This is a genomic window from Actinoplanes derwentensis (assembly GCF_900104725.1).
Lineage (GTDB): Bacteria > Actinomycetota > Actinomycetes > Mycobacteriales > Micromonosporaceae > Actinoplanes > Actinoplanes derwentensis.
In genome coordinates this window covers 8,680,987-8,693,332 of record NZ_LT629758.1, presented here as the reverse complement: position 1 = coordinate 8,693,332, position 12,346 = coordinate 8,680,987, and the positions used below count along the sequence as shown (strand labels likewise).

The window sequence follows — 12,346 nt, the reverse complement described above, 5'->3', positions numbered from 1 at the left end:
CGGACCGCACGCGAACGGCGCCCGCCCCGAGAACCGGGACGGGCGCCGTTGAAGCAGTTACTTCTTTTTCGCGGCAGTGACCTTGGCGTACTTCGCCTGGAACTTCGCGACCCGGCCCGCGGTGTCGAGGACGCGCTGCTTGCCGGTGTAGAACGGGTGGCAGGCGCTGCAAGTCTCGACGCGGATCTCCGCGCTCTTGGCGGTGCTGCGGGTGGTGAAGGTGCTACCGCAGGAGCAGATGACCTCGGTGGTCGTGTACTCGGGGTGAATGCCGCTCTTCATGTCTTCTCGGTCCCTCTCGATGCAACGGGCCGCCGGGTCGCCCTCCTGCTGGAAAGGCGTGAACCGGAACCCCTACTGGCCGATGTACCAGTCTGCCATGCCTCCCGTACCGGCCGGAAATCAGGAGGCGCAACTGGATACATGCTGGTTAACGTGAGCGCCTCTTCCTACATTCCCACCCTTGGCAGGCACCCATGACGCTTCTGCACGACGTCCTCGATCCGGCGGCTCTGGCTGCGGCGATCGACAGCGGGCTCGTCCGGACCCAGCGCCATCCGACCCTGCCGTTCGTGATCTACAACTACACCGAGGCCTGCCAGTACAGCGGCGCGTGGACGCCGGTCACGCTGGCCTGCCGGGGTCTGGTGGTGGACGCCGAGGGCCGGGTCGCGGCGCGGCCGTTCCCTAAATTCTTCAACCATGATCAACTTCAGGCTCCGCGACTCGACCCGGGCGCGCGGGTGGAGGTCACCGACAAGGCCGACGGCAGCCTCGGTGTGATCTATCACGACGGCACGGGCTGGGCGGTCGCCACCCGTGGCTCGTTCGCGTCCGATCAGGCGCGGCACGCGACCGAACTGTTGCGTGCGCGGTACTCGTCATTCGTACCGCCGCCGGGTTTGACCGTGCTCGTGGAGATCGTCTATCCGGGCAACCGGATCGTCCTCGACTATCAGGGCCTGGACGATCTGATCCTGCTCGGTGCGGTGGAGATCGCCACCGGCCGCAGTCACGGGCCGTCAGCGGTGCCGGACTGGCCGGGGCCGGTGGTGGAGACGTTCGGTTTCGCGACGTTCGCCGAGGCGCTCGCCGCCGCACCGCGGGACGGCCGGGAGGGGCTGGTCGTGCACTTCACCGAGGCCGACCAGCGAGTGAAGATCAAATACGCGGATTATGTACGCCTGCACCGGCTCGTCACGGGTCTCACCCCGCGGTCGGTCTGGGAGATCCTCGCCGCCGGTGGGGATCTGGAGGCCCTCACCGAGCCGCTGCCGGACGAGTTCCACGCCTGGGTCGACGGCATCGCCACCGGCCTGATAGCCGAGGTCGAGGAGGCGGCCACCCTGGTCGAGGCCACGTTCGGCACCATCATCGCGGCGCTGCCCGAGGGCTGGGGCCGTAAAGAGTTCGCGGCTGAGGCGCTGCGCACCGAGTACCGGGCGGAGCTGTTCCTGCGCCTCGACGACAAGGACTACCGTCCCGGTCTGTGGCAGCGCGTGCGGCCGGCCGTCAAGGAAGTAGAACCGAAGTGACACGACTTCTCATCACCCGGGGCCTGCCGGCGTCCGGTAAGACCACGTTCGCGCGCAAGCTCCAGCCGGGTGTGGTCCGGGTCAACCGGGACGACCTGCGGCGCATGCTGCACGGGCGCCCGCTCTTCACCCAGCACGCCGAGGCGCAGATCACCCAGGCCCAGCGGGCGGCGGTGGAGGCACTGCTACGGGCCAAGGGCAGCGTCATCGTCGACGACACCAACCTGCGCGCCCGGACGGTGCGGGAGTGGGCCGAGATGGCGGCCCGGTTCGGCGCGTCGTTCGAGGTGCACGACTTCACCGACGTGCCGGTGGACGAGTGTGTGCGGCGCGACGTCGACCGGCCCGAGGACGAGCGGGTCGGCGAGGAGGGGATCCGCCGCATGCACGCCCGCTACCTGGCCGGGAAGAACCTGCCGCTGCCGATCCCGTTCATCGATCCGGGCGGGCCGGGCCTGACCTATCAGCCGGACCCGGAGTTGCCCGGCGCGGTGCTGGTCGACATCGACGGGACGGTCGCGCTGATGAGCCGCCGCAGCCCGTACGACTGGGGCCGGGTCGGTGAGGACGAGCCGAACCCGGCGGTGATCACGGCGGTCCGGGCGATGCACGCGGCCGGTTACGCGATCGTCTTCTGCTCGGGGCGCGACGCGGTGTGCCGCCCGGAGACCGAGGCCTGGCTGGAGTTGTTCGTGGGGGTGCCGTACGAGGCGCTGTTCATGCGGCCGGAAGGTGACAGCCGTAAGGACTCGATCGTCAAGCGGGAGATCTTCGACCAGCAGGTCCGGGATCGCTGGCGGATCGTCGGGGTGTTCGACGACCGTCAACAGGTGGTACGCATGTGGCGGCAGCTCGGCCTGACCGTCTTTCAGGTGGCGGAGGGAGATTTCTAGGGTGAAGTACCCGCGGACGTTCCATCTGCCCGACTCACCGGGAGCATCCGCCGACGACCGGATTCAGCACGATCTGTCCTGGCTGGACGGCGAACTCGTGGTGACCGAGAAAATGGACGGCGGGAACCTCACCTTCACCCGGGACGGCATGTTCGCCCGCTCGGTCGACTCCGGCACCCACCCGTGGGATCGGCCGGCGAAGGCCCTGTGGGCGATGACGTCGTACCGGATCCCGGACGACTGGCGGGTCTGCGGCGAGTCCATGTGGGCTCGCCGCAGCGTCTCGTACACCGATCTGCCCGGGGTGTTCCTGGTCTTCGGCATCTGGGACGAGACGAACACCCTGCTCGGCTGGGACGACACCGTCGACTGGGCGCGCCGTCTGGAACTGCCGATGGTCCCGGTCCTCTATCGGGGCGGCAGCCTCTCCGAGGCGCGGGCCGCCTGGTCCGCCCAGCGTGACGAGGATCATTCCGAGGGGTACGTGGTCCGGGTCGCCGGCCGTATCCCGCAGTCCGAGTTCCCGGTCAAGCTGCTGAAGTGGGTGCGCGCCGAGCACGTCCGCACCGAGGCCTCCTGGCGGCATCGCGACGACTTCGCGGTCAACGAGTTCGCCTAGGACCAGGGCAGCCCTTGGCCAGTTCGGCCGCCTCGTCGTCCAGATAGAAGGCGGGCCGCTGGTCGAACTCGTCGTAGTAGCGGTGGAAGACCGGCGTGAGACCGCCGGAGAGGGGCGGGACGATCCAGGTCCAGTCCGCGGGTACCCGACGGCCGGCCTTCTCCTCGTTGGCCAGATGCGTGACGAACCGCTGTGACTCGGTGTGGTGGTCGCTCATCTTGACGCCGGCCCGTTCGAAACTGTGCAGGACCGCGCGGTTCAGCTCGACCAGCGCCCGGTCCCGCCACAGCGTGGACTCCCGGCTGGTGTCCAGGCCGATCCGAGCGGCTACCAGCGGCAGCAGGTCGTAACGGTCCCGGTCGGCGAGGTTGCGGGAGCCGATCTCGGAACCCATGTACCAGCCGTTGAACGGGGCCAGCGGGTAGTGCACGCCACCGATGGTGAGGCGCATGTTGGCGATGGCCGGTACCGCGTGCCAGCGCAGGCCCAACTCGGCGAACCAGGCGAACTCGGGATGGCTGAGCGGCACCTCGCGGATGACCCGTTCAGGCAGTTCGTAGACCCGGACGCCCTCACCGGGTGTCTCGATCACCAGCGGCAGCACGTCGAAGGCCTCACCCTTGCCGCGCCATCCGAAACCCTGGACGGCTTCGGTGAACCCGATCTGCCGCGGATCACCCACCGGCTGATCATTCTCGGTCCGGTAGCCGGCGTACCGGATGAGTTGCTCGTTCCACACCCGGGCGTGCGGCCGACCGGGCTGGGCCGCGGCGAAGACGCTGATCACCGGGCGGATCGGCCCGTCCCCGGCGGTCTGCAGGTGCTGGACGAGCAGTGAGTAGATCTCGTCGGCGGTCCGGGCCCGGCGCCGGTCCAGCACCATCAGGCTGCGCCAGTAGAGCCGCCCGATGCACCGGCTGGCGTTGCGCCAGGCCATCTTCGCGCCGTACGTGAGTTCGTCGGTGGTGTGCACGTAGGTGCCGGTGGCGGCGACCTGCGCGCGGACGATGGCGAGTCTCGGCTCGACCGGCCCGAGCCGGGGGTTCTCGGTGTAGCACCGGCGCAGGAAGTCCTCGGCTTCGCCGGGATCCACCGGTGTACCCGGGTCCCAGGGTTCGGCCGGGCAGTCCCGGTAACCGGGCACGATCATCGGGCGCCTCCGGACTGTCGAGGGACAGGGATACGGAGGTTCGCACGACCCTGGATGGGCCGAATCAGACAGCTTGTGCGACAAAAACGCCGCGACCCACCCTTAACGGATGAGTCGCGGCGTTTTGCGTGGTTATTCGCCAGGCGTCGACTTGGCGATCTGCATCAGGAACTCGATGTTGGTACGGCTCTGCTTGAGCCGGTCCATCAGCAGGTCCAAGGCAGCAGCGGACTCCAGTGAGCTCAGCACCTTGCGGAGCTTGTGGATGATCGCCAGCTCCTCCTTGCCCATCAGGATCTCTTCCTTACGGGTGCTGGAGGCGGAGACGTCCACAGCCGGGAAGACCCGCTTGTCGGCGATCTTGCGGTCCAGCTTGAGCTCGGCGTTACCCGTGCCCTTGAACTCCTCGAAGATCACCGTGTCCATCATCGACCCGGTCTCGACCAGCGCGGTCGCGAGAATGGTGAGCGAGCCACCGTTCTCGATGTTGCGCGCCGCGCCGAGGAAACGCTTCGGCGGGTAGAGCGCGGTCGAATCGATACCACCGGACATGATGCGGCCGGAGGCCGGCGCCGCCAGGTTGTACGACCGGCCGAGCCGCGTCACCGAGTCGAGCAGCACGACCACGTCGTGGCCCAGCTCGACCAGGCGCTTGGCCCGCTCGATCGCCAGCTCGGCGACCGTGGTGTGGTCCTGCGGCGGCCGGTCGAACGTGGCCGCGATGACCTCGCCCTTGATCGACCGCTGCATGTCGGTGACCTCTTCGGGCCGCTCGTCGACCAGCACGACCATCAGGTGGCACTCGGGGTTGTTGTGGGTGATCGCGTTGGCGATCGCCTGCAACACCATCGTCTTACCGGCCTTCGGCGGCGAGACGATCAGCGCGCGCTGACCCTTACCGATCGGCATCACCAGGTCGATGATCCGGGTGGTGAGGATGTGCGGCTCGGTCTCCAGCCGCAGACGCTCCTGCGGGTAGAGCGGCGTGAGCTTGTAGAACTCGGGACGCCGCCGGGCCTCGTCGGGCTCCATGCCGTTGATGGTGTCCAGACGGACCAGCGGGTTGTACTTGTCCCGCCGCTGGCTGTCGGCGCCACCCTCACGCGGGGCGGACCGGACCGCACCGGTGACCGCGTCACCGCGGCGCAGGCCGTACTTCTTGACCTGCGACATCGAGACGTAGACGTCGTTGGGGCCGGCGAGGTAACCGGTGGTGCGGACGAACGCGTAGTTGTCCAGCACGTCCAGGATGCCGGCGACCGGAACGAGAACCTCGTCCTCGGCCACGTGCGGCTCCCGGACCTCACGCTGGCCGGTGCGCTCCTCACGCGGGCTGTCGTCCCGGTCACGGCCGCGACGACGGTCCCGGAAACGGCTGCGCCGGCTCCGGCGGCCACCATCGCCGTCGGCGTCGTCATCGTCGTGCCCCTGCTCGACACGTGGGCCACGGTCGTTGCCGCGGTCCTCACGCTGCAGTTCGTCACGACGACCGTCACGCGGGTTGTCCCGCTGACCATCGCGGGGGTTGTCCCGCTGACCGTCACGCGGGTTGTCCCGCTGACCATCGCGGGGGTTGTCCCGCTGACCGTCACGCGGGTTGTCCCGCTGACCATCGCGCGGGTTGCGCTGCCGGTCCCGGTTGCGCTCGCCGCGCTCGGGCCGTTCGTTGCGCTCGGGACGTTCCGGCGCCTCGGCGACCGGCACGGCGGCCGGCGCGGGAGCCTCGACGGGAGCCGTGGCGACAGGCGCGGCGGCCTCGACGGCCACCGTCTCCGGCAGCTGACGCTCCTGCTGCTGACGCGGTGCGGTCTCGCGGGCCTCACGAGGCTCGCGGGTGGCCCGCTCACGGCGGCTCCGCGCGGGACGCTCGGCCGGTGCCGTCTCAGCGGGAGCGGTCACCGGAGCGGCTGCGGTCTGCGGCGCCTCGACCGGGGCGACCTGGACCGGGGCAGAAGCCGTGACGACAGCCTCTGAGCTGTTGGTACGCGGGCGCGGGGCCGACTCGGCGGCGGGGGCGCCGCCGTCCTGGCGCTCGGTGATCGCGGCGATCAGCTCACCCTTGCGCATCCGGGCAGTGCCGGAGATACCGAGGGATGCGGCGAGGCTCTGCAACTCGGGCAGCAGCATCGCGGACAGCCCGGTGCCGCCACGGCGGCGCTTCGTGGCAGTCGCGGTGGTGCCGGCGCCGTCAGCGACGTCAGAAACACCCGACGTCACGTCGGTGGTGTCGCTCAATGGATTCCTTCCGTCGGAAAAAGCCCGAGATCACCCGGAACTGCAGCCTGGGCCGGGTGCCCTCGGAACCCGCTTCGCAACAGCGGCGCGGGAGTTCGTGCAGCACGGCAGCTCGACCGGTATCCCTGCCCGTCAGGGCTTGACGGGTAGGTCTCGGCGAGTGCAGCGATCATGGAGTGCTGCTCGGCGTTTGCCTTGATGAGAGTTGAGATAGACCAGCTGGCCCAGAAATCTCGGGGTGCGCCGAACCGCAGAGATCGCTTGCTTTGCGGCTGTGCTAGGTCTTGAGGCTGTACTAGCTCATAAGCGTAGTCAACTCGTGCGACCTGCGGCAACAGGACCCCGCTCGGCGTGTTCCACCATACCCCCTTTCACACAAGCACCGGCGTCATCCACGCCCAGCACTTCGCCGCGCCACTGCGCACCCGGCACGAAATCGGCCGGGACCTGCGTCAACGCCAGGACGGTGGGACCGGCGCCACTGACCATGGCGGCCACTCCGGCGGACCGCAGAGCCGCCACCAGAGCCGCCGTCGCCGGCATCCCGGCAGCGCGGTACCCCTGGTGCAGCCGATCTTCGGTGGCCGGCAGCAACAGGGACGGATCGTTCGTCAGCGCGTGAGTGAGAAGTGCCGCACGCCCGGCGTTGAACGCCGCGTCCCGGTGCGGCACCTCGGACGGCAGCGCCGCACGTGCGGTGGCGGTGTACCCCACCTCGGACGGGATGAAAACCGTCGGCCGTACGCCGGTGGCCGGCGCCAGTTTGACCGCCCGCGCGCCACCTTCCTCGGTCCAGGCGATGGTGAAGCCCCCGAGCAGGCAGGGAGCGACGTTGTCGGGATGGCCCTCGATCCGGGCGGCGATCCGCAGCGCGGCCTCGTCGTCGATCAGGTCGAGACCGTTACTGATCAGGCCGCGGGCCAGCTGCACGCCACCGACGATCGCCGCCGACGAACTGCCCATGCCGCGCGCCTGCGGGATCCGGTTCACACACTCCAGCGCGATGCCCGGCGGGCGCGCACCGGCCTCGTCGAAAGTCGCCAGCATCGAACGGATCACCAGGTGGTCGGCGCCGGCCGGCAGATCACCGGCACCCTCGCCGGCCACTGTCACGGTGAAGCCGCCGGTGGTCACGCGAGCGGTCAGGTCGTCGTACAGCGTCAGTGCCAGGCCCAGGGCATCGAAGCCGGGGCCGAGATTGGCGCTGGTGGCCGGCGTGCTGACCGAGACCGGTTCGGTGACGAAGGACAAACCCATCGCCACATGCTAGAGCTTGATCATCTCGGTGAGGGCTCCCCGGTGCCGGTAATCCCGAATGTCGGCTCGGTGGAGGGGGCCAGCCGCCGGGTGGCGATCCGCCAGACGACCGCGTAGGTCAGGGTGATCGACGCGCAGCTCGCGATGATCCAGCGCGGGTCGACGGTGGCGATCACCGCCCCGGCGCCGAGCTGGCTGATCGCGATGGCGAGCGTCGCCAGCATCATGTCGGTGGCGAAGACCCGGCCGCGCAGTGCGTCCGGCACCGCGCCCTGCAGCGCGAAGTTCGACAGCACCCAGTTGCTGCCACCGGCGAAATGCGCGACGAACACCAGCACCGCCACCAGTGGGAACCACGGGGTGAAGGCGACGCCGAGGTAGCCGAGCCCGTACAGGCCCATCGACAGGGCCAGGCCCGGCAGCAGCCAGGACGGGCGGTTCAGCACCGGCCGCATCACCAGCGGGCCGATCAGGGCGCCCAGCCCGCGCAGTGCGAAGAGCAGGCCGATGCCGAACGCGCCGACCCCGTGCGCCGCCGCGATCAACGGGAAGACGGTCAGCACCCCGTTGCCGAGGCCGACCGCCGACTTGACCGTGACCAGGGCCCGCAGCCGGGGCCGCCGGGCGATGTAGAGCAGCGACTCGATCAGCGCGGCCAGCGCCCGGGGCGGGGCGGCGTCAGCGCTGCGCGGCGCCTGCATCGGCCGCCGGATCAGGACGGTCAGGACACTTCCGGTGAGCAGGAGGACCGCGGTCACGGCGAAACAGACGTACGGGCTGAACACCTGGCTGACCAGACCGCCCAGCGACGCGCCGACCACGGTCATGGTGCCCCAGGCGGAGCCAGCGACGGTGTTCGCCGCCGCCAGATCGGCCGGGTCCACCACGTTCGGTAGCGCGGCGGAGGCGGCCGGGGTGTAGAACGCCTTCGACACCGCGAGCGCACCCACCGCGACCAGGGCCAGCGGAGCGGTCGCCGCCGACCGGACCGCGAACAGCAGCAGCACCGACAGGAAGGCGGCGGCGTTCGCCACGATCAGGATCCGGCGGCGGTCGAAACGGTCGGCGACCGTGCCGGTGAACGGCAGCAGCAGCGCCAGGATCCCGGTGTCCACCGCCAGCACCAGCGCGCCCATCGTGCCGTCGCCGGTCAGCTCCGGCAGGAACGCCAGCAGTGGGACCATGACGAACCAGTCGGCGCCGAAGACCACCAGCTCGGCCGCGAACAAGCGACGGAAATCACGGTTACGAGTAAGGACCGAAAAGGCTGCCGACACGTACCGACCATATAGAACGAGGCCCGGCACCCTTCCGGGGCCGGGCCTCGTTCGCAGTACCGGGTCAGTCGGCCGGTCCGGCCGGCTTACGCGGCATCTTCAGCACCTCGAACTGGTCGGTGAAGCCCCGCAGCGCGGACTTCACGCCGGTCTCCGCCTTCGCCTCGGACCGAGCCTCGTGCGCCCCGCCCTTGCCGGCCGGAGTGGCCGAGACCAATTCCTCGTCCGCATCGTCGGCGGCGTGCCGCGGCGAGCCCTTGCCCAGCCGCTTGGCCCGGCGCTTCTCCCGGGACCGCTCCTTGAACTCCTCCACCATGGTGTAGAGGGTCGGGACCAGCACCAGGGTCAGCAGCGTCGAGCTGAGCAGACCACCGATCACCACGATGGCCAGCGGCTGCGAGATGAAGCCGCCCTCGCCGGTGAGGCCGAGCGCCATCGGGATCAGCGCGAAGATGGTCGCGATCGCGGTCATCAGGATCGGCCGCAGCCGGTGCCGGCCACCCTCGATCACCGCCTCCCGCACGCCCAGGCCCTCGGCCCGGTAGTGGTTGATCAGGTCCATCAGCACGATCGCGTTGGTGACCACGATGCCGACGAGCATCAGGACACCGATCAGCGCGGGTACGCCCAGCGCGGTCCCGGTGACCTTCAGCAGGACGATCGCACCGGTCGCCGCGAACGGGACGGACACCAGCAGGATCACCGGCTGCAGCAGGCTGCGGAAGGTGGCGACCATGATGATGAAGACGATCGCGATGGCGGCCAGCACGGCCAGTCCCAGCTGGCTGAACGCCTCCTGCTGGTCGGCGCCGACACCGCCGACGGTGAAGTCGGCGCCGGGCGGCAGGTCCAGGGAGTTCAGCTTCGCGGTCAGGTCCTTGTTGACCTGGGTCAGGTCGGCCCCGGTGACGAGTGCACCGGTGACCGTGGTGGTGCGGTTGCCATCCACCCGGTTGACCGTCACCGGGCCGTCGACCTGCTTGACGTCGGCCACCTGGTCCAGCGGGACGAAGCCCTTGGCGGTGGACAGCGGCAGGGCCTTGAGCGCGGCCGGGTCGGCCGGCGCGGAACCGAAGGAGATCACCACGTCCTGGCTGGTGCCGTCGACGCTGATCTGACCGGCCGGGGCGCTGCGGAACAGGCCCGCCACGCTCTGGCCGATCTGGGCCTCGGTGAGCCCGGCAGCCGCGGCGGCCTTGCGGTCCACCACCACGTCGAGCCGCGGGACGCTCTCCTTCAGGCTGGTGTCCACGTCGGTGACACCGGCGACCTCGGCCATCGCGGCGCGGACCTGGTCGGTGGCGCCGGCCAGCACCTCGGTGTCCGCGGCGGACACCTGCACGGACAGACTGCTGCTGCCGAGCCCCGAGCTCTCCTGACCGATCTTGATCTCACCGGCGTCGGTCAGCTGAGCGAACTGCTCGCGCAGTTCGCCGGAGATCCTCTCGACGTCGGCGTCCTCGGCGAGCGCCACGTTGTACGAGGCGACACCGGCACCGCCGCCCCCGGCGAACGGGTTGGCCGAACTGCCGCCGACGGTCACCTGGTAGGTGGCGATCTCGGCGCGGGCCTTGAGGACACCCTCGACCTTCTTGGCCGCCGCGTCGGTGGCCGCCAGGTTGGAGCCGGCCGGCATCTCCTGGCTGATCGTGATGCTGTCCTGCCCCGACTGGTCGAGGAAGTTGGTCTCCAGGCCGCGCCCGAGCAGGACCGTGCCGCCCAGCACCAGCAGGCCGAGCGCGATCGTGGTCCAGCGCCGGACCGTGGCGAACCGGATCACCGGGAGGTAGGCGCGCTGGAGCGGACTGCGCAGTTCCTTCTCCTCGGCGGCCTTGCGGATCGCCTCGGTGTCGGCACCCGCGGGCGGCGGCTTGAGGAACCAGAACGCCAGCACCGGCACGATGGTCAGGGCGACCACGAGCGAGGCCAGCAGCGCCACCGTCACGGTGATCGCGAACGACGAGAAGATCTGCCCGACCAGACCGCCGACCAGGGCGATCGGCGCGAAGACCGCGACCGTGGTGAGCGTGGACGCCACCACCGCGCCGGTGACCTCGCGAACCGCGCCGAGGATTGCCGGGACCTTCTCCTCGCCGTACTCCAAGTGTCGTTTGATGTTCTCCAGAACGACGATCGAGTCGTCCACCACCCGGCCCACCGCGATGGTCAGCGCGCCGAGGGTGAGCAGGTTCAGGGTGTAGTCGCCGATCCACAGGGCGATCAGCGCGACCAGCACCGACAGCGGGATGGAGACCGCGGTGACCAGGGTCGAGCGGACACTGAGCAGGAAGATCAGGATGACCACGACCGCCATCAGCAGGCCGAGCAGGCCCTCGGTGGTCAGGCTCTCGATCGACCGCTCCACGAACGGCGCCTGGTCGGTGATCACCGTCAGCGTGGCGCCGGAGTCCTTCTCCAGCTGGGCGAGCATGTCTCGCACCTCGTGCGAGATCGAGACCGGGTTGCCGTCCGGGCGGGCCGTGACGGCGATGCCGAGGCTGTCCACGCCGTCGGTGCGGGTGTACGACTCGGCGGCCGGCAGTTTGCTCTCCACCGCGGCCACGTCACCGAGCAGCACCGAGCCGCGCGCCCCGGTCAGGTAGACACCCTTGAGCTGGTCGACCGAGGTGATCGGGGTGCCCACCTGGACGGTCAGGGACTTGTCGCCCTCGACGACCGCACCAGCCGGGATGGAGACGCCGTTGGCCTGCAGCACCTGGGTGAGCGACGCCGGGCTGACCCCGGCCGCACCCATCTTGACCAGGTCGGGAGTGATCACGACCTGTTTGGCGCGGGCACCGGTGACCAGGGTGTCGCGTACGCCCTCGATGCCGTTGAGCTCCGGCACCACGGTCTCGTTGAGCTTGTTGAGCAGGTCGGCCTCGTCGGTGCCACCGGAGGCGGCGAGCACGATCGCCGGGATGTCGTCGGTGCCGCCGGCGAAGACCGTCGGATCGACGCCCTCCGGAAGCTGCGACTGGATCCGGTTGACCGAGGTGGTGACCTGGTTGACGGCGGACTCGATGTCCGTACCGAACTCGAAGAGCACCACGACGCTGGAGACGTTCTCCCGCGACGTCGACGTCACGCTGTCGATGCCGTCGATGCCCTTGACCGCGTCCTCGATCGGCTTGGTCACCTGGGACTCGACGGCTTCCGGCGAGGCTCCGGGCAGCACCGCGCTGACGAACGCGGCGGGCAGCTCGATCGAGGGGAAGAGCTGTTGTTTGAGGGACGGGATCGCATAGATCCCGAAGCCGCTGATCACCAGGGCGATCAGGGCGACGAGACCTCGGTTGGCAAGGCTGAGCCGTGTCAGAGCTGACATTGGCGCTCCCCCGAGAAAGGTTCGGTCGATACTGATAGTTTGCATGACGCGA

General features: G+C 69.5%; 9 protein-coding genes. 3 read left to right on the top strand and 6 right to left on the bottom strand.

Features of this window, described 5'->3' with window-relative positions; all coding sequences use genetic code 11:
- Positions 1-57: 57 nt before the first annotated feature.
- Positions 58-282, bottom strand: a complete 225-nt coding sequence (rpmE, locus tag BLU81_RS38850) for a 50S ribosomal protein L31 (RefSeq protein ID WP_092553089.1) — start codon at positions 280-282, stop codon at positions 58-60.
- Positions 283-476: 194 nt separating this feature from the next.
- Between rpmE and BLU81_RS38845 the strand changes: the two genes are divergently transcribed.
- The 3 genes from BLU81_RS38845 to BLU81_RS38835 are packed head-to-tail and all read left to right on the top strand — an operon-like array spanning position 477 to position 3,047.
- Entirely contained in the window at positions 477-1,535 is a 1,059-nt protein-coding gene (locus tag BLU81_RS38845; protein ID WP_092553086.1) for an RNA ligase, read from the top strand.
- Positions 1,532-2,428 (top strand): phosphatase domain-containing protein, encoded by an 897-nt coding sequence (locus BLU81_RS38840; protein WP_092553083.1) that lies wholly within the window; start codon positions 1,532-1,534, stop codon positions 2,426-2,428. The genes BLU81_RS38845 and BLU81_RS38840 overlap by 4 nt, the downstream gene beginning before the upstream one ends.
- A 1-nt stretch (position 2,429) precedes the next feature.
- Positions 2,430-3,047: an RNA ligase family protein gene (locus tag BLU81_RS38835; protein ID WP_092553080.1), complete on the top strand. Its 618-nt coding sequence runs from the start codon at positions 2,430-2,432 to the stop codon at positions 3,045-3,047.
- Here BLU81_RS38835 and BLU81_RS38830 read toward each other — a convergent pair.
- The 5 genes from BLU81_RS38830 to BLU81_RS38810 form a co-directional block, all read right to left on the bottom strand.
- Entirely contained in the window at positions 3,031-4,197 is a 1,167-nt protein-coding gene (locus BLU81_RS38830) for a nitric oxide synthase oxygenase (protein ID WP_092553077.1), read from the bottom strand. The two genes, BLU81_RS38835 and BLU81_RS38830, sit on opposite strands and share 17 nt — an antisense overlap.
- Positions 4,198-4,329: 132 nt before the next feature.
- Positions 4,330-6,432 carry a transcription termination factor Rho gene (rho, locus tag BLU81_RS38825; RefSeq protein WP_092553074.1) on the bottom strand — a complete coding sequence of 701 codons (2,103 nt, stop codon included), beginning with the start codon at positions 6,430-6,432 and terminating at the stop codon, positions 4,330-4,332.
- A gap of 312 nt (positions 6,433-6,744) precedes the next feature.
- Positions 6,745-7,689, bottom strand: a complete 945-nt coding sequence (thrB, locus tag BLU81_RS38820; RefSeq protein WP_092553071.1) for a homoserine kinase — start codon at positions 7,687-7,689, stop codon at positions 6,745-6,747.
- A gap of 20 nt (positions 7,690-7,709) precedes the next feature.
- On the bottom strand, positions 7,710-8,966 hold the full coding sequence (locus BLU81_RS38815) for an MFS transporter (protein ID WP_092553068.1): 1,257 nt from the start codon (positions 8,964-8,966) through the stop codon (positions 7,710-7,712).
- A gap of 64 nt (positions 8,967-9,030) precedes the next feature.
- A complete protein-coding gene (locus tag BLU81_RS38810) occupies positions 9,031-12,294 on the bottom strand; it encodes an efflux RND transporter permease subunit (protein WP_092553065.1) in 3,264 nt (1,087 codons plus the stop codon).
- Positions 12,295-12,346: the final 52 nt, after the last annotated feature.

Excerpts from the sequence above, each read along its gene's own strand:
- rpmE (WP_092553089.1), bottom strand. The coding sequence starts at position 282 with ATGAAGAGCGGCATTCACCCCGAGTACACGACCACCGAGGTCATCTGC.
- BLU81_RS38845 (WP_092553086.1), top strand. The coding sequence starts at position 477 with ATGACGCTTCTGCACGACGTCCTCGATCCGGCGGCTCTGGCTGCGGCG.
- BLU81_RS38830 (WP_092553077.1), bottom strand. The coding sequence starts at position 4,197 with ATGATCGTGCCCGGTTACCGGGACTGCCCGGCCGAACCCTGGGACCCG.
- thrB (WP_092553071.1), bottom strand. The coding sequence starts at position 7,689 with ATGGGTTTGTCCTTCGTCACCGAACCGGTCTCGGTCAGCACGCCGGCC.
- BLU81_RS38810 (WP_092553065.1), bottom strand. The coding sequence starts at position 12,294 with ATGTCAGCTCTGACACGGCTCAGCCTTGCCAACCGAGGTCTCGTCGCC.